Source organism: Pseudomonas sp. 10(2024) (assembly GCF_045164175.1).
GTDB classification, from domain to species: Bacteria; Pseudomonadota; Gammaproteobacteria; order Pseudomonadales; family Pseudomonadaceae; genus Aquipseudomonas; species Aquipseudomonas alloputida.
In genome coordinates, this window is the sequence record NZ_CP174006.1 from 4187170 (window position 1) to 4204944 (window position 17775).

Annotated in this window: 12 protein-coding genes and 7 tRNA genes; 6 read left to right on the forward strand and 13 right to left on the reverse strand. The window is 62.5% G+C overall.

Going from position 1 to position 17775, the window contains the following annotated elements; translation table 11 throughout:
- Positions 1-103: 103 nt before the first annotated feature.
- A complete protein-coding gene (locus ACI7M0_RS18950; RefSeq protein ID WP_010953001.1) occupies positions 104-982 on the forward strand; it encodes a LysR family transcriptional regulator in 879 nt (292 codons plus the stop codon).
- A 61-nt stretch (positions 983-1043) separates the two neighbouring features.
- Entirely contained in the window at positions 1044-4340 is a 3297-nt protein-coding gene (locus ACI7M0_RS18955; RefSeq protein ID WP_129933894.1) for a bifunctional diguanylate cyclase/phosphodiesterase, read from the forward strand.
- 77 nt (positions 4341-4417) lie between these two features.
- Here ACI7M0_RS18955 and ACI7M0_RS18960 read toward each other — a convergent pair whose 3' ends face one another.
- From ACI7M0_RS18960 to gltX, 12 genes are all read right to left on the reverse strand, one after another.
- Positions 4418-4861 carry an Hsp20 family protein gene (locus tag ACI7M0_RS18960; RefSeq protein WP_064490839.1) on the reverse strand — a complete coding sequence of 148 codons (444 nt, stop codon included), beginning with the start codon at positions 4859-4861 and terminating at the stop codon, positions 4418-4420.
- A 639-nt stretch (positions 4862-5500) separates the two neighbouring features.
- Positions 5501-6472: a tRNA-dihydrouridine synthase gene (locus tag ACI7M0_RS18965; protein WP_104887234.1), complete on the reverse strand. Its 972-nt coding sequence runs from the start codon at positions 6470-6472 to the stop codon at positions 5501-5503.
- A 51-nt stretch (positions 6473-6523) separates the two neighbouring features.
- Complete coding sequence (locus ACI7M0_RS18970; RefSeq protein WP_003247186.1) at positions 6524-6958, reverse strand: thioesterase family protein; 435 nt, start codon at positions 6956-6958, stop codon at positions 6524-6526.
- A 104-nt stretch (positions 6959-7062) separates the two neighbouring features.
- Positions 7063-7944, reverse strand: coding sequence for an alpha/beta fold hydrolase (locus ACI7M0_RS18975; protein WP_129933892.1), 882 nt, complete (start codon positions 7942-7944; stop codon positions 7063-7065).
- 15 nt (positions 7945-7959) lie between these two features.
- Positions 7960-8499 (reverse strand): TetR/AcrR family transcriptional regulator, encoded by a 540-nt coding sequence (locus tag ACI7M0_RS18980; protein ID WP_104887233.1) that lies wholly within the window; start codon positions 8497-8499, stop codon positions 7960-7962.
- 167 nt (positions 8500-8666) lie between these two features.
- Positions 8667-8742 (reverse strand) — tRNA-Glu (locus tag ACI7M0_RS18985).
- A 42-nt stretch (positions 8743-8784) separates the two neighbouring features.
- Positions 8785-8860 (reverse strand) — tRNA-Ala (locus ACI7M0_RS18990).
- 61 nt (positions 8861-8921) lie between these two features.
- Positions 8922-8997 (reverse strand) — tRNA-Glu (locus tag ACI7M0_RS18995).
- 42 nt (positions 8998-9039) lie between these two features.
- Positions 9040-9115, reverse strand: a tRNA-Ala gene (locus tag ACI7M0_RS19000).
- 51 nt (positions 9116-9166) lie between these two features.
- Positions 9167-9242: transfer RNA gene (locus ACI7M0_RS19005), tRNA-Glu, on the reverse strand.
- A gap of 72 nt (positions 9243-9314) precedes the next feature.
- A tRNA-Ala gene (locus ACI7M0_RS19010) sits at positions 9315-9390 on the reverse strand.
- Between the two features lie 280 nt (positions 9391-9670).
- Positions 9671-11152 carry a glutamate--tRNA ligase gene (gene gltX / locus ACI7M0_RS19015; protein WP_129933668.1) on the reverse strand — a complete coding sequence of 494 codons (1482 nt, stop codon included), beginning with the start codon at positions 11150-11152 and terminating at the stop codon, positions 9671-9673.
- A gap of 143 nt (positions 11153-11295) precedes the next feature.
- Here gltX and ACI7M0_RS19020 point away from each other — a divergent pair, with 143 nt between their 5' ends.
- Positions 11296-12351: an HlyD family secretion protein gene (locus ACI7M0_RS19020; RefSeq protein ID WP_129933669.1), complete on the forward strand. Its 1056-nt coding sequence runs from the start codon at positions 11296-11298 to the stop codon at positions 12349-12351.
- A gap of 49 nt (positions 12352-12400) precedes the next feature.
- Positions 12401-13891, forward strand: coding sequence for an MDR family MFS transporter (locus ACI7M0_RS19025; RefSeq protein WP_172402858.1), 1491 nt, complete (start codon positions 12401-12403; stop codon positions 13889-13891).
- 127 nt (positions 13892-14018) lie between these two features.
- Here the strand turns inward: ACI7M0_RS19025 and uvrB are convergent, their stop codons facing one another.
- Positions 14019-16034 carry an excinuclease ABC subunit UvrB gene (gene uvrB / locus ACI7M0_RS19030; RefSeq protein WP_010952992.1) on the reverse strand — a complete coding sequence of 672 codons (2016 nt, stop codon included), beginning with the start codon at positions 16032-16034 and terminating at the stop codon, positions 14019-14021.
- Positions 16035-16318: 284 nt separating this feature from the next.
- On the opposite strand from uvrB, the gene ACI7M0_RS19035 reads away from it, so the two are divergent.
- Complete coding sequence (locus ACI7M0_RS19035; RefSeq protein WP_010952990.1) at positions 16319-17515, forward strand: amino acid aminotransferase; 1197 nt, start codon at positions 16319-16321, stop codon at positions 17513-17515.
- Between the two features lie 62 nt (positions 17516-17577).
- A tRNA-Asn gene (locus tag ACI7M0_RS19040) sits at positions 17578-17653 on the forward strand.
- Positions 17654-17775 lie beyond the last annotated feature (122 nt).

The following is a 17775-nucleotide window of genomic DNA, read 5'->3' on the forward strand; positions in this document are numbered from 1 at the left end:
TGCCAAAGACCCCTTGGCTTGTACGGACGATGCTAGGGGGTTAGATTGAATAACTCAAATTCATAATTTTTATGCTTTGGATAACCCAAAGGAATACAACATCATGGACCTGGCCAACCTCAGTGCCTTCATCGCCATTGCCGAAACCGGCAGCTTTTCCGGCGCAGCCGAACGCCTGTTCCTGACCCAGCCGGCCATCAGCAAACGCATCGCCGGCCTGGAGCAGCAACTGGACGTGCGCCTGTTCGACCGCCTGGGCCGCGAGGTGACCCTGACTGAAGCCGGGCGCGCACTGCTGCCGCGGGCGTACCAGATCCTCAACGTCCTGGATGATACCCGACGGGCGCTGACCAATCTGACCGGGGCCGTGAGCGGTCGCCTGACCCTGGCCACCAGCCACCACATCGGCCTGCACCGCCTGCCCCCGTTGTTACGGGTTTTCACCCGCCAGTACCCGGCAGTGGCACTGGATATTCAGTTCATGGATTCGGAACAGGCCTACGACGAGATTCTGCATGGCCGCGCCGAAATCGCCGTTATCACCCTGGCGCCCGAGCCGCACCATTTGGTCAAGGCCGTGCCGGTGTGGGACGACGCCCTGGACTTCGTCGCCGCCCCCGAGCACCCGCTGGCCAACAACCAGTCGGTCAGCCTGGCTGACATCGCCCGCCACCCGGCGGTATTTCCCGGCGGCAACACCTTTACCCACCATATTGTCCAGCGCCTGTTCGAAAGCCAGGGCTTGACGCCGAACATCGCCATGAGCACCAACTACCTGGAAACCATCAAGATGATGGTGTCGATCGGCCTGGCCTGGAGCGTGCTGCCACGCACCATGCTCGACGAACAGGTTGCACCCATCGCTTTACCCGGCATACAGCTGTCGCGCCAGCTAGGCTACATTCTGCACACGGAGCGTACGCTATCGAATGCGGCCAGGGCATTCATGGCCCTGCTCGACAGCCACTCAGGGCCCACCTGACCGGCTGTCAGCCAGCTATTCGTATTCCAAGGACACGTCATACGCCACAGGTCTGGTACCAATGCCCAAATCAGCAAACCGCTTTTTGCGCCTGCCGCGAATACCCGCAGCTGATCCCCAGGAGTCCGAGCAGGCCTGGCAGAACGCCCCGCAACTGCTGGCAGCGCTCAACGGTGCGCACCTGGGTGCCTGGCTATGGGATATCGAAAGCGGCAGGGTCAGTTGGTCGCGGGGTACCCAGGCCCTGTTCGGTTTCGATCCACTGCGGCCACTGCCCGCCGATATCGATTACCTCGACCTGCTGCCCGAGGAGGATCGCGCCCGCACGCGCCAGATGTTCCAGGCAGTGTTCAACGGCGAGCCGGTGGAGCAGGCCATGCGCCACCGTATCCGCTGGCCGGACGGCAGCCTGCACTGGCTGGAGATCAACGGCAGCCTGACCCGCGACCCGCACGGCCGACCGCAGATGATCGGTGTGATCCGCGAGATCACCCGCCAGCGCGAGCGGGAAACGGCGCTGATCAATTCGGAAAAGCGCTTCGCCACGCTGTTTCACCTTAGCCCCAACGCCATTTTGCTGACCCGCCGCCACGATGGCATGATCTTCGAGGTCAACCAGCACTTCGAAGACATGTTCGGCTGGCCCGGCAGCCAGGTGATCGGCAAGACCAGCCTGGAACTGGGCCTGTGGGTCAACCCCGAACAGCGCCACCAGATAGTGGAGTCGACCCGCGCCAACGGCGGCCCGCTGATCATGGAGGTGCAATTCCGCGCAACCAGCGGCAAGGTGCATGATGGCATCCTGTGCACCCAGGGCATCGAGCTGGAAGGCGTGACCTTCCTGATCAGTACATTCGTCGACACCACCGAACGCAAGCGCGCCGAGCAGGCCCTGAAGGACAGCCAGGAGCGCCTGGACCTGGCCCTGGACTCGGCGCAACTTGGCACCTGGGACTGGCACATCCCAAGCGGCATGCTCTACGGCTCGGCCCGCGCCGCGCAGCTGCATGGCTTGCCGCCCATCCCCTTTCATGAATCGTTCGATGCGTTCTTCGAGGGCGTGCCGGAGCACGAGCGCAACTCGATGCGACAAGCCTACCGTAGCCTGCGCGAAGGGCCCGCCGGCAACTATCAGATCACCTACCGGGTGCAGCTGGAAAACGGCACTTCACGCTACATCGAAAGCCGCGCGCGGCTGTACCGCGACGACCAGGGCATCCCCCTGCGCATGGCGGGCACCTTGCTCGACATCACCGATCAGGTGGAGCGCGAACAGCGCCTGAGCGCCTCGGAAGAGAAGTTTGCCAGCCTGTTCCAGGTCAGCCCCGACCCGATCTGCGTCACCCGCCAGGACACTGGCCAGTTCATCGAGATCAATCCGGCGTTCACCCAGACCTTCGGCTGGAGCAGCGCGCAGGTGCTTGGCCGTACCGCCGAGGAAATCGGCCTGTGGGCCGAGTCCGTCGAGCGCGCGAAACGTATCGAGCAGGTGATCCGCGAACAGGCCTTGAGCAACGTCGCCGTGGTACTCAACCACCGCAATGGCGACCCGCTGACCTGTGTGATTTCCAGCCGCCTGATCACCGTCGACGACCAACCCTGCAGCGTGACCACCCTGCGCGACATCACCCAGCAACAACGCGCCGAAGCCGCGCTGAAGTCCAGCGAGGAGAAGTTCGCCAAGGCCTTCCACTCCAGCCCCGACGCCATCACCATCACCGAACGCCACAGCGGCCGCTACCTGGAGGTCAACGACGGCTTCTGCCGCCTGACCGGCTACAGCACTGATGAAGTGATCGGCCACACGGTGTATGAGATCGGCATCTGGGCCGACGACAAGCAGCGCAGCGCGCTGCTGGCCGAGTTGCGCGAGCGCGGCCGGGTACACCACCGCGAGATGCTCGGGCGCAACAAGCGTGGCGATATCCTCACGGTCGAGGTTTCGGTGGAACCGATCACCCTCAACGAAGTGGATTGCCTGCTGCTGACCGCCCGCGACGTCAGCCAGCTGAAGAACGCCCAGGCGCAGATACGCCACCTGGCCTATCACGACCCGCTGACCAACCTGCCCAACCGCGCCTTGCTGATGGACCGCCTGAGCCAGCAGATCGCCCTGCTCAAGCGCCATAACCTGCGTGGCGCCCTGCTGTTCCTCGACCTCGACCACTTCAAGCACATCAACGACTCGCTGGGCCACCCGGTGGGCGACACCGTGCTGAAGATCATCACCGCCCGCCTTGAGGCCAGCGTGCGCCTGGAGGACACCGTGGCGCGTCTGGGGGGCGACGAATTCGTGGTGCTGCTCAGCGGCCTGGAAGGGAGCCGCGAACACGTGGAAGAGAAAGTGCGCGAGCTGGCCGACACCCTGCGCGAACTGCTGGCCGAGCCGATGTCACTGGATGGCCAGCGCCTGCAGGTAACGCCCAGCATCGGCGTGGCGCTGATCCCCGACCACGGCACCACACCGGCCGACCTGCTCAAGCGTGCCGATATCGCCCTGTACCGGGCCAAGGACTCCGGTCGCAACACCACCCAGCTGTTCCACACCACCATGCAGAAGGCCGCCAGCGAGCGCCTGCGCATGGAAAACGACCTGCGCCTGGCCCTGGCCCGTGGCGAGCTGGCGCTGCACTTCCAGCCGCAGGTGGATGCCCGCGACAACCGCATCGTCGGTGCCGAAGTACTGTTGCGCTGGCACCACCCGCAACTGGGTCAGCAACCGCCCTCGCAGTTCATCCAGGTACTGGAAGAAAGTGGCCTGATCCTTGAAGTTGGCAGCTGGATTCTCGACGAAGCCTGCGACGCCTGCGCCCGCATGCTGACCGACGGGCTGATCGACGCTGATGATTTCAACCTGTGCGTGAACATAAGCCCGCGACAGTTCCGCCAGAACGACTTTGTCGGGCGGGTGCTGCGCAGCCTGGACGATTACCGCCTGCCGCGGCAGATGCTGACGCTGGAAATCACAGAAGGCATCGTCATACAGAACCTGGAAGACACCATCAGCAAGATGCGCGAGCTGAAGCGCTACGGGGTGAGTTTTGCCATGGATGACTTCGGCACCGGCTATTCCTCGCTGACTTACCTGAAGCGCCTGCCGGTCGATGCGCTGAAGATCGACCAGAGCTTCGTACGCGATGCACCGGTCGACCCCAACGACGCAGAAATTGTCCGCGCCATTGTCGCCATGGCACGCAGCCTGGACCTGGTGGTGATTGCCGAAGGGGTAGAACTGACCGAACAGCTGGCGTTTCTCGAGCGGCTGGGGTGCCATCTGTACCAGGGTTATCTGCACAGCCGGCCATTACCGTTACCGGAGTTTCGGCAGATGTTGCTGGAGGCGCCGGCAGATTACTGATCGCATGACGGCCGCGCACGCGTGAGAAGCACGAAAAAGGGCACCTCTGGAGGTGCCCTTTTTTCATTTCAGCTCGATCAGTTCAGCGCTGGTTTTTCACCATTGATCGGAATGCGCTTGGCCTTGGCTTCTTCAGGCACGATGCGCAGCAGGTCGATGCTGAGCAGGCCATTGGCCAGGCCGGCAGCCTTCACTTCGATGTGATCTGCCAGGCGGAACGACAGCTTGAAGGCGCGTTGTGCGATACCCTGGTGCAGGTAGGTCACTTCAGCGGCGTTATTGTCGCGCTTGCCACCGGTCACGGTCAGGACACCTTTTTCGACCTGCAGGTCGAGGTCCTCTTCCTGGAAACCGGCTGCAGCAACCACGATGCGGTAGTGGTCATCGCCATGCTTTTCCACGTTATAGGGCGGGTAGCTGCTACCGGCCTCGTTACGTGCCGCGGATTCGAACAGGTCGTTGAAACGGTCGAAACCAACGGAATGACGGAACAGTGGAGCAAGAGAGAAAGCAGTAGTCATGGTCATAAACTCCTGAGATTCAGCAAGTAAGTCATTACGCGACCCGGCTTCGGCATCGCGTACTCAAAAGATATGGCCGAGGGAAATGCTTTCAAGGGGTAAATAGAAAAAATTTGATTTTTTTGCACGGGGTTTGATGGCCTCTTCGCGGGTGAACCCGCTCCTACACGGCGGCCTGTGCCCAACCACCGACCTGTGTCCACCTTCGATCCGGCGTAGGAGCGGGTTTACCCGCGAATACAGTAGCGGCGGCAACGGTGAATGGCGGGTAGTAATTGGCCAGCAGGGCCGGCCTCTTCGCGGGTAAACCCGCTCCTACGGCGGCCTGTGTCCAACCCCCGAGGTGTGTCCACCACCAATCTGCGTAGGAGCGGATTTACCCGCGAATACGGTAGCGGCGGCAACGGTGAACGGCGGGTGGAAATTGGCCAGCAGGGCCGGCCTCTTCGCGGGTAAGCCCGGTCCTACGGCGGCCTGTGTCCAACCCCCGAGGTGTGTCCACCACCAATCTGCGTAGGAGCGGGTTTACCCGCGAATACGGTAGCGGCGGCAACGGTGAACGGCGGGTGGAAATTGGCCAGCAGGGCCGGCCCTTTCGCGGGTAAACCCGCTCCTACAGGTGCAGTACCAGCGGCCCGCTCAGGCGACGCAAGCCTCCAAGGCTTGAGCCTCTACCCCCAGCAACCGGCTGATCCGCGCGCAGTCATCTTCCCGGCGCAACTCGGCAAACAACACCACCGCTTCAGGGTAACTGCGAGTCAGCATCGCCAGCCACTGCTTCATCCGCCCCGGCGCATAACGCGGCGACAATTTGGCCTGGGCCTGGCGCCAGAACTCACGCAACAGGGGCAACAAGTCCTGCCAGCTCATCGGCTGATAGTCGCGCCCGTCCCGCGCCGCCGCAATCTGCAGGCCCAGGTCCGGGCGCGATACCAGCCCACGCCCGAGCATGATGTCTTCAGCGCCACTGACCTCGCGGCAACGCCGCCAGTCATCGACCGTCCAGATCTCACCATTGGCGAACACCGGCACCTTGACCACATCCTGTACCCGCGCCACCCACTCCCAGTGCGCTGGCGGCTTGTAGCCCTCAACCTTGGTCCGAGCGTGCACCACAAGGTGTGCCGAACCGCCTTCGGCCAAAGCCGTGGCGCACTCCAGTGCCCCGTCGGGGCTGTCGAAGCCCAGGCGCATCTTCGAGGTCACCGGGATATTCGCCGGCACCGCCCGCCGCACTTCACGCACAATGGCGTGCAGCAACTCCGGCTCTTTGAGCAGTACCGCACCACCACGCGACTTGTTCACCGTCTTTGCCGGGCAACCAAAGTTCAGGTCGATCACCGGCGCCCCAAGCTCACAAGCCAGTGCGGCGTTTTCCGCCAGGCATACCGGGTCAGAACCCAGCAATTGCACGCGCATGGGCACACCGGCAGCCGTGCGCGCGCCCTGGCGCAATTCAGGCGCCAGCTTGTCGAACGAGGACGCCGGCAGCAGGCGGTCGCACACGCGAATGAACTCGGTGACGCACCAGTCGATACCGCCCACACGGGTCAATACGTCGCGCAGGATGTTGTCGACCAGCCCCTCCATGGGGGCCAGGGCAATTTGCATGTCGGGGTCTCAGCGGAAAAAGCCGGCAGTTTAACAAAAAATGCCGGCGACTCAGGCGCCGATCAGCGCCGGACCGTAACCTTCGACGAATTCCGCCGGCATGCGCCTGGGCTTGCCGCTGGACAGCTCGATGCAGGCGAAGGTGGTTTGCGCGCGCAGCAGCGTCACACCATCGCGCGGGCGCTTGAGCTGAAACCGCCGCGTCATGCGCAGGCGCTGGTCCCAGTCAATGATCCAGGTGGCCAGTTGCAGCTCATCGTCTTCATACGCGGCGGCCAGGTAGTCGATTTCGTGGCGCACCACAGCCATCGCCCGGTCAAGGCGCCGGTACTCGGCCAGGTCCAGCCCCAGACGCTGGGAGTGGCGCCAGGCGCAGCGCTCAAGCCAGGTGACGTAGACGGCATTGTTGGCATGGCCAAGGCCGTCGATGTCCTCGCTGCCGACGCGCAGGTCGATGACGAAGGGTGTTGCCAGGTCCCAGCTCATTTTCGCTTCCTTGGCGCAAAAGGCGATTTAGCAGCGATCTGCGGGGCAATGTCCAGCCCCTGTGAGCCTGAGGCAGTCGTTATAGGGGCGGGCTTGCCCGCGAATCAGACACCGCGGCGGATGGCACCGGCGGCGATACCGATGTTCGCGGCTGAAGCCGCCCCGACAATAACCGCTTCAGCCCGAGCCAGCAATTCGAGCACGGCTTCACTCAGCCGCGGGTCGGCCAGCACTCGCTGGTGACCACCCTCTTCCAGCAGCATCAGCCGGCTGTCGAACCAGGACTTGTGGATGACATGTGCCTCATCTGCGGGCACGAGAGCATCATCGGCAGCATGCACCACCAGCCCCGGCAGCTCCAGCTGGTAACCCGTGACATCCAGCCGCGCAATCTGCATGCCCACATCGCGCTCGATCTGGCGAATGAACGCTGCCCGTGCCCGGGCTGGCAGCCCCAGGCGATGGGCAAAACCACGCAACACACCGAGCAACCGCGCCGGCGCTGCAATGCTGACAGCCGCCTCTGTACGCAGCCCCATCTGCAAAGCCAGCAGCACGCTCGCCCCACCCATGGAATGGCCAATGACTGCACGCAAGGGCGGCAACTCAGCCGCAGCCTCAAGCAGCGCCCGGGCAAACAGCACCACATTCGCTTGCTCGCCAGGCGAACGACCATGCCCTGGCCCTTCCAGCGACACCACCGTATGCCCCGCCTGAACCAAGGTCTCGATCAAGGCGGCAAACTGCGTCGGGCGCCCTTCCCAACCGTGCATCAGCAGCACGGTCGGCCCTTGACCCCAGCGCAAGGCAGACAGGCCGAAGCGCAGCGTAATGCGCTCGGCGCTGGCCAGCACAGGCAGCTCCCAATCCCGCGGCGGCAGGTTGCGCGGGGTCATGAAGGCTCGGCGCATCTTGCCCGCGACATGCTCGGGGGCCAGGCGGCCCAAGGTGCCATTGACACCGCGAATCCAGCTCAGGGTGGTCATCGCCATGCTCCAGGGTTAAAGCACCGCCGATTTGGCGGCGCGCAGAATACGGTCAGACAGGTCACTGGTCCCCAAGGCCCGGGCCAGCGCCAGCCCTCCCACCATCAAGGCCAGGTCGGCCAGCGCTTTGTCGGCATCCTCAGGGCGGTCGACCATCGCGGCAGTCATCAACTCGATGTGCTCGGCCAGCACCTCGCGGAAGACCTCCGGCAGGCGCTGCATTTCGCCCAACGCGTTAGGCAGCGGGCAAGCATGTACTTCGCAGTCCCGGTGCTTGCGCGAGAGGTAGAAGGCCCCGGCCAGCGCTCGCCGCCCGGCGCCATCGAGATTGGGGTCGATCTGGGCGAGCAAGGCTCGGCGCTCACCCAACAACTGGCGGAACGCTTCGAGCATCAGCTCGTCCTTGCTGTCGAAGTGCGCATAGAAGCCGCCGACGGTCAGGCCTGCCGCGCCCATCACCTGACTGACGCTGGGCTCGGCCGGGCCGTGCTGGATCAGCGCACTGCGCGCCGCCTCCAGAATGCGTTCGCGGGTTCTGCTCTTCTTGTCGCTCATCTGGCACGCACCAAACAAAATATGATGATCGAAATATTATTCTCATCATATTTTTTGGCAAGCAAAATCTGCGGCCGCTTGTCGGGGAAAAATGCTGGAGGGAAAAAACAAAAGGCCCATTCAATAAGCGAATGAGCCTTTAAAGTCCCGCAAAACGCGGGTAAACGTGGCGTCCCCTAGGGGACTCGAACCCCTGTTACCGCCGTGAAAGGGCGGTGTCCTAGGCCACTAGACGAAGGGGACGTAACCTTCGCGAAGATCCACTTGCGTGAACCCTGGCAGAAATGGTGGAGCTAAGCGGGATCGAACCGCTGACCTCCTGCATGCCATGCAGGCGCTCTCCCAGCTGAGCTATAGCCCCGAAACAAAAGGCTCATCAATAATCGACGAGCCTTTTTAAGCCCTGCAAAACGCAGGAAAAGTGGCGTCCCCTAGGGGACTCGAACCCCTGTTACCGCCGTGAAAGGGCGGTGTCCTAGGCCACTAGACGAAGGGGACGTAACCTTCGTGCCGATCCGCTAACGCGAACCGCGGCAAAATTGGTGGAGCTAAGCGGGATCGAACCGCTGACCTCCTGCATGCCATGCAGGCGCTCTCCCAGCTGAGCTATAGCCCCGGATTTCTAGCCTCGCGGCCCAGCGACATTAAAACATCGCTTGTGTAAAACTGGCGTCCCCTAGGGGACTCGAACCCCTGTTACCGCCGTGAAAGGGCGGTGTCCTAGGCCACTAGACGAAGGGGACGAACCTTCTTACCTTCAAGACCCGGTTGCTGGACCCGGTCTTGCTTACCAGCCTTGGCTGCTAAGCGGAATTTGGTGGAGCTAAGCGGGATCGAACCGCTGACCTCCTGCATGCCATGCAGGCGCTCTCCCAGCTGAGCTATAGCCCCACAATGTCGCTTTGAACTGAATCGCTGGCTGGGTGCCTGGCGTTTCGTTTTCGTTCATCGCTGTGGACGGGGCGCATATTAAGATCGGATTGCAGGGCTGTCAAACTAATTTTCAAAAATATTCAAAAATTTTTTCACAGATAACAATCACTTACCGCCCTACCCCGGTTTTTTGGGGCTTAGTTGGCCTGTGGGAGCGGGCGTGCCCGCGAATGCGGTATTGAATTTACCATTGCATTCGCGGGCACGCCCGCTCCCACAAGTTAGGTGCAAAGCTGAATCAGGCAATGGAAGCCAACAGCTTTTCCCACTCTTTGTTTTCTTTCTTCGACACCCCACCCAGCAGGTCCAGGGCCTGGCGCAGGCGGTAGCGCGTCAGGTCGGGACCGAGGATTTCCATGGCGTCCAGCACCGAAACCGAGCTGGCCTGGCCCGTGATGGCGGCGAACATCAGCGGCATGGCGTCGCGCAGCTTCAGCTCCAGCGCTTCGACCACGGCCTGGATGCAACCGGTGATGCGCTCTTTTTCCCACTGACGCAGGCTTTCAAGCTTCCACAGGATCAGCTGGATCACCTGGCGCACCTGGTCGGCCGACAGTTTCTTGCTTTCGAACAGCTTGGCGTCCAGCTTGAGCGCGCCTTCGAAGAAGAACCCGCCCAACGGGGCAACCTGGCTGAAGGTTTCGACCCTGCCTTGCACGTGCGGGGCAATCTTCATCATGTAGTCGCTGTTGAACGCCCACTTCTGCAGGCGTGCGGCAAACTCCTCTACCGGCAGCTCGCGCAGCCACTGGCCGTTGAGCCAGGACAGCTTCTCGATGTCGAAGATCGGGCCGCCCAGCGAGATACGTGACAGGTCGAAGTGCTCGACCATTTCGGCCAGCGAGAACTTCTCGCGCTCGTCAGGCATCGACCAGCCCATGCGGCCAAGGTAGTTGAGCATCGCTTCAGGCATGAAGCCCATGCGCTCGTAGAAGGTGACCGAGGTCGGGTTCTTGCGCTTGGACAGTTTGGATTTGTCCGGGTTGCGCAGCAGCGGCATGTAGCACAGCTTGGGCTGCTCCCAGCCGAAGTACTCGTACAGCTTGATCAGCTTGGGCGCCGATGGCAGCCACTCTTCCCCACGCAGCACGTGGGTGATGCCCATCAGGTGGTCGTCGACCACGTTGGCCAGGAAGTACGTCGGCAGGCCGTCGTTCTTCATCAGCACCTGCATGTCCATGCGGTCCCACGGGATCTCGACATCGCCGCGCAGCATGTCCGGCACCACGCAGACCCCTTCGCTCGGCACCTTCATGCGGATCACGTGCGGCTCGCCAGCGTCCAGGCGGCGCTGCACTTCTTCGGCGCTCATCAGCAACGCACGGCCATCGTAGCGCGGGGTTTCGCCGCGGGCCTGTTGTTCGGCACGCATCTGCTCCAGCTCTTCGGCGGTGCAGAAGCAGTAGAAGGCGTGGCCGGCGTCTACCAGTTCCTTGGCGTATTTGGCGTAGATTTCGCCACGCTCGCTCTGCCGGTAAGGGCCATGTGGGCCGCCGACATCCGGGCCTTCGTTCCATTCAATGCCAAGCCAGCGCAGAGCGTCGAAGATCTGTTGCTCCGACTCGCGCGTGGAGCGCAGCTGATCGGTGTCTTCGATGCGCAGGATGAACTCACCGCCGTGCTGCTTGGCAAAGCAGTAGTTGAACAGGGCGATGTAGGCAGTGCCGACATGGGGGTCGCCGGTAGGCGATGGCGCAATACGCGTGCGTACGGTGGTCATGGAGAGTCTCGAACGAAAGATGAAACAAAGGCGGGATGTTAGCAGGAGGCGGGCACCGGGCTCCAGCAATGGCGCGAACGTCACTTGTCGACGGGCCCTGTGCCGCTGTTAAATTTGTTTACATTTCTGGAACGATAGTCTTCATGCCTGCCCAACTCAAACGCCGCCTGACGCTCTTCTTCGCCCTGGTGGCCATCATCGCCCTCGCCTTCCTGGGCCACTGGTACTTCAAGGGCCGCTTCTACGAGAGCACCGACAACGCTTACGTGCAGGGCGAGATCACCCGTATCTCCAGCCAGCTCGGTGCACGTATCGAAACAGTCCCGGTCGAGGACAACCAGCACGTCAACAAGGGCGACCTGCTGGTGCGCCTGGAGCCCGCCGACTTCGAGCTGGCGGTCGAACGCGCCCGTGCCGCCCTGGCCACCCGCGAAGCCGAGTACGCACAAGCGCAAAGCCGCCTCACCCAGCAAGGCAGCCTGATTGCCGCCGGCCAGGCCCAGTTGGCGGCGACCCAAGCCACGTTCGACCGTTCGCGGCTGGACCTGAGCCGCGCCGAGAAGCTGCGCAAACCGGGTTTTGTCTCTGAAGAGCGGGTCACTACCCTGTCGGCGGACAGCCATGTCGCCGGTTCCCAGGTCGACAAGGCCCGCGCCGACCTGCAAAGCCAGCGCCAGCAGGTCACCGCCCTGAACGCCGAGCTCAAGCGCCTCGATGCGCAAATCGCCAATGCCCGCACCGACCTGGCCCAGGCCGAACTGAACCTGACCCGCTGCGAAATCCATGCACCGATCAGCGGCACCATCGGCCAACGCAATGCGCGCAATGGCCAGGTGGTGCAGGCCGGCGCCTACCTGCTGTCGATCGTGCCGGATGAAGACATCTGGGTGCAGGCCAACTTCAAGGAAACCCAGATCGGGCGCATGCACCCCGGCCAGCGCGCGGAGCTGTTGTTCGACAGCTACCCCGACACACCGATCGAAGGCCGGGTGGACAGCCTGTTCGCCGCGTCCGGTGCGCAGTTCAGCCTGCTGCCACCGGACAACGCCACCGGCAACTTCACCAAAGTTGTGCAGCGTATCCCGATAAAACTCACGTTCCACGCCGACAACCCATTGCATGGGCGTATTCGCCCCGGCATGTCGGTGACCGCCACCGTCGACCTGCGCAGCGAAGACGAAGGCCACAATGGCCGGTGACCAACTGCTGCGCCCCACGGCGGAGCCAACCCGACGCGACTGGATCGCGGTGATGAGCGTGATGCTCGGCGCCTTCATGGCAGTGCTGGATATCCAGATCACCAACTCCTCGCTGAAGGACATCCAGGGCGCTCTGTCGGCGACCCTGGAAGAAGGCTCATGGATTTCCACCTCGTACCTGGTGGCGGAAATCATCATGATCCCGCTGACAGCCTGGTTGGTGCAGCTGTTGTCGGCGCGGCGCCTGGCGGTGTGGGTATCCGGCGGTTTCCTGCTGTCGTCGCTGCTGTGCTCGATGGCCTGGAACCTGGAGAGCATGATCCTGTTCCGTGCCTTGCAGGGTTTCACCGGCGGCGCGCTGATCCCGCTGGCCTTCACCCTGACCCTGATCAAGCTGCCCGAGCACCACCGCGCCAAAGGCATGGCGATGTTCGCCATGACCGCCACTTTTGCCCCCTCCATCGGCCCCACCCTGGGCGGCTGGCTGACCGAGAACTGGGGCTGGGAATACATCTTCTACATCAATATCCCACCGGGCCTGCTAATGATCGCCGGCTTGTTATACGGGCTTGAGAAGAAGGAGGCGCACTGGGAGCTGCTGAAAAGTACCGATTACGCCGGCATCGTCACGCTCGGCCTTGGGTTGGGCTGCCTGCAGGTGTTTCTCGAGGAAGGCCATCGCAAGGACTGGCTGGAGTCGCACCTGATCGTCGGCCTGGGCAGCGTTGCCCTGGTCAGCCTGATCACCTTCGTCATCCTGCAGTTTTCCAAGCCACACCCGCTGATCAACCTGCGCATCCTCGGCAACCGCAACTTTGGCCTGTCGAGCATCGCCAGCCTGGGCATGGGTGTGGGCCTGTACGGCTCGATCTATCTGCTACCGCTGTACCTGGCGCAGGTACAGGGTTACAACGCCTTGCAGATTGGCGAGGTGATCATGTGGATGGGTATTCCGCAGTTGTTCCTGATCCCGCTGGTGCCGCAACTGATGAAGGTGATATCGCCCAAGGTACTATGCGCGCTGGGGTTTTGCCTGTTCGGCGCTGCCAGTTTCGGTTCGGGGGTGCTCAACCCGGACTTTGCCGGGCCGCAGTTCAACCATATCCAGATCATCCGCGCCCTGGGCCAGCCGATGATCATGGTGACCATCTCGCTGATTGCCACCGCGTATATCCAACAACAGGATGCCGGGTCCGCGTCGAGCCTGTTCAATATTCTGCGTAACCTCGGTGGCGCGATTGGTATTGCCTTGCTGGCCACCCTGCTGGATGCGCGCACCAAGGTGTACTTCGACTACCTGCGCGAATCGGTGGTGCCGAGCAACCCACAGGTGGCTGAGCGGCTGGCGCAATTGGCGGAGCGCTTGGGCAATGACAATGCAGCGCTGGGCAAACTTAGCGAGATTACCCACCAGCAGGCGCTGATCATGGCTTACAACGATGCCTTCCACTTTGTCGGGATCGGGTTGGCGGTGAGCATGGTGGCGGTGTTGCTGACCCGCAAGTTGCCGGAAGGGTTGAAGGCTGGGGAAGCCCATTGAGGCTATTACAGATTAGATACGGTCCCTGTGGGAGCGGGCATGCCCGCGAACACCGGCGCAGCCGGTGCCAGCCACCGCGTTGAATTCTTCGCGGGCACGCCCGCTCCCACAGGGCCCGCGCCCGGCTTCAGCTGCTAATCAACCGCTCCCTCAGCTGCGCAATCTCGTCACGCAACTGCGCCGCAGCTTCGAACTCCAGGTCGCGGGCGAACTGCATCATTTTCTCTTCCAGCTGCTTGATGCGCTTGGTGATCTCGCCCGGCGTACGCAGTTCGGCCTCGTAACGGGCGCTCTCCTCCGCCGCCTTGGCCATGCCCTTGCGCTTCTTACTGCGCGCACCGGGCACGGTGGCACCTTCCATGATGTCGGTGATGTCCTTGACCACACCCTTGGGCACGATGCCGTTGGCTTCGTTGAAGGCGATCTGCTTCTCGCGGCGGCGCTCGGTTTCGTCGATGGCCCGCTGCATCGAGCCTGTTACGTTATCGGCGTACAGAATGGCCCGGCCATTGAGGTTACGTGCCGCGCGGCCAATGGTCTGGATCAGGGAGCGCTCGGAACGCAGAAAACCTTCCTTGTCCGCATCGAGGATGGCCACCAGCGACACCTCGGGCATGTCCAGGCCCTCGCGCAGCAGGTTGATGCCCACCAGCACGTCGAAGGTGCCCAGGCGCAGGTCGCGGATAATCTCCACCCGCTCCACCGTATCGATGTCCGAGTGCAGGTAGCGTACCCGCACGTCGTGGTCGGCCAGGTAATCGCTGAGGTCCTCGGCCATGCGTTTGGTCAACGTGGTCGCCAGCACTCGCTCGCCTGCCGCGACACGCTTGCGGATCTCGGACAGCAGGTCGTCGACCTGGGTCAGCGCCGGGCGCACCTCTACCTGCGGGTCGACCAGCCCGGTCGGGCGCACCACCTGCTCCACCACGCGTCCGGCATGCTCAGCCTCGTAGGGGCCCGGAGTGGCCGAAACGAAAATGGTCTGCGGGCTGACATCCTCCCACTCGTCGAAACGCATCGGCCGGTTGTCCAGCGCGGAAGGCATGCGGAAGCCGTACTCGACGAGGGTCTCCTTGCGTGAACGGTCGCCCTTGTACATGGCGCCGACCTGCGGAACGCTGACGTGTGATTCATCGATCACCAGCAGCGCATCGGGCGGCAGGTAATCGTACAGGGTGGGCGGCGGCGCCCCGGCCGGGCGCCCGGACAGGTAACGCGAGTAGTTTTCGATGCCGTTGCAGTAGCCCAGCTCGAGGATCATCTCCAGATCGAAGCGGGTGCGTTGCTCCAGACGCTGCGCTTCGACCAGCTTGTTGGCCTTGTGCAGGTATTCCAGACGCTCCTTCAGTTCTTCCTTGATGCCCTCCACCGCTTCCAGCAGGGTTTCCCGCGGGGTCACGTAGTGGCTCTTGGGGTAGAACGTGAAACGTGGCAGCTTGCGGAAAACCTCGCCGGTCAACGGATCGAAGGCGGCGATGTTCTCCACTTCATCATCGAACAGCTCGATGCGGATGGCTTCCAGATCCGATTCGGCCGGGAAGATGTCGATCACATCGCCGCGTACCCGGAAGGTGGCGCGGGCAAAGTCCATTTCGTTGCGGGTGTACTGCAGGTCGGCCAGGCGGCGCAGCAGCGCGCGCTGGTCGAGCTTGTCGCCACGGTCCACGTGCAGGACCATTTTCAGGTAGGTCTCAGGGCTGCCCAGGCCGTAGATGCACGACACAGTGGTCACGATGATCGCGTCACGCCGCTCCAGCAGCGCCTTGGTCGCCGACAGGCGCATCTGCTCGATGTGGTCGTTGATCGAGGCGTCCTTCTCGATGAAGGTGTCCGACGACGGCACATAGGCTTCCGGCTGGTAGTAGTCGTAATAGGAAACGAAGTACTCCACCGCGTTGTTGGGGAAGAATGCCTTGAACTCCCCGTACAACTGGGCGGCCAGCGTCTTGTTGGGCGCCAGCACCAGCGTCGGGCGCTGCACCTGCTGGATGACGTTGGCAATGCTGAAGGTCTTGCCCGAACCGGTCACCCCGAGCAACGTCTGGTGCGACAGCCCCGCCTCGATGCCTTCGACCAACTGGCGGATAGCCTCGGGCTGGTCGCCAGCCGGCTGGAAACGTGTGACGAGCTGGAACTCGGACATGAAGGACCTCGCGGTGCAGCAGCTGTAAATTTAGCCAGTAGTCTATACCCAAATGCGCCCGTTCGGGGGCGCTTTCAAGGCACAGGTGTGGGCGCCTGCAACGGTGGACACGGCATTTAGACCAATGGTCGAAAAATATTTGCGCAAATAGCCCCAAAAGCTGCGCCAGAGTGTCGCGGTGACCGGTCGGTATCACTATACTGACTCCCCGTTTGTGCACCGCTTCAGTGCATTCGGCTGGAGCGTGTACGCCCTATCACACTCCAATCAGAGCCAAGGTAACAATGAGCCTGTTTTCCGCTGTCGAGCTGGCACCCCGCGACCCTATTCTGGGCCTCAACGAAGCATTCAACGCCGACCCACGTACCGACAAGGTCAACCTGGGCGTAGGCGTGTATTGCAATGAGGAAGGCCGCATTCCGCTGCTGCGCGCCGTGATCGAAGCCGAAACCCAGCGTGCCGCCCAGCACGCTTCGCGCGGCTACCTGCCGATCGACGGCATCGCCACCTACGACCAGGCTGTGCAGAAGCTGCTGTTCGGCGCCGAGTCGCCACTGCTGGCCGCCGGCCGCGTGGTCACCGTGCAGGCCGTCGGTGGTACCGGCGCGCTGAAGATCGGTGCCGACTTCCTCAAGCGCCTCTCGCCCAACGCCGTGGTTGCCATCAGCGACCCTAGCTGGGAAAACCACCGTGCGCTGTTCGAATCGGCCGGCTTCCCGGTGCAGACCTACCGCTACTACGATGCGCCGACCAACGACGTCAACCGCGCGGGCATGCTCGAAGACCTCAACGCCCTGCCATCCGGTTCGATCGTGGTGCTGCACGCCTGCTGCCACAACCCGACCGGTGTCGACCTGAACCTGGACGACTGGAAGAACGTCCTGGAAGTGGTCAAGGCCAAGGGCCACGTGCCGTTCCTCGACATGGCCTACCAGGGCTTTGGTGACGGTATCGCCGAAGACGCCTTCGCCGTGCGCCTGTTCGCCGAGTCGGGCCTGGAGTTCTTCGTTTCCAGCTCGTTCTCCAAATCGTTCTCGCTGTACGGCGAGCGCGTCGGCGCACTGTCGATCGTCACCGCCTCCAAGGACGAGAGCACCCGCGTGCTGTCGCAGGTCAAGCGCGTGATCCGCACCACCTACTCCAACCCGCCAACCCACGGCGCAACCATTGTTGCCACCGTGCTGAACAGCGCAGAACTGCGCCAGATGTGGGAAACCGAACTGGCCGAAATGCGCGAGCGCATCCACGGCATGCGCAAGCAGATGGTATCGCTGCTGGCCGAATACGGTGCCAACCGCGACTTCAGCTTCGTTGGCCGCCAGGTCGGCATGTTCTCCTACTCGGGCCTGACCGTTGAACAGGTCACCCGCCTGAAGAACGACTTCGGCATCTATGCCCTGGACACCGGCCGTATCGCGGTGGCCGCGCTGAACCAGAGCAACATCCACGTGGTGACCAAAGCGATCGTGGAAGTGCTGTAACTCATTGTTTTGCCTGGGGGTGGGTTGACTTCTCCCGGGCAATCAGTAAGATACGCGCAGATTCCGCGATAGCTCAGTCGGTAGAGCAAATGACTGTTAATCATTGGGTCCCTGGTTCGAGTCCAGGTCGCGGAGCCAGACATTGAAGAAGCCCCCGGATGCGCAAGCAACCGGGGGTTTTTTCGTTGCGCTGGAATTATTGGTCAGCAACGGTGAACGGCGGGCCGAGATTGGCCAGCAGGGCCGGCCCTTTCGCGGGT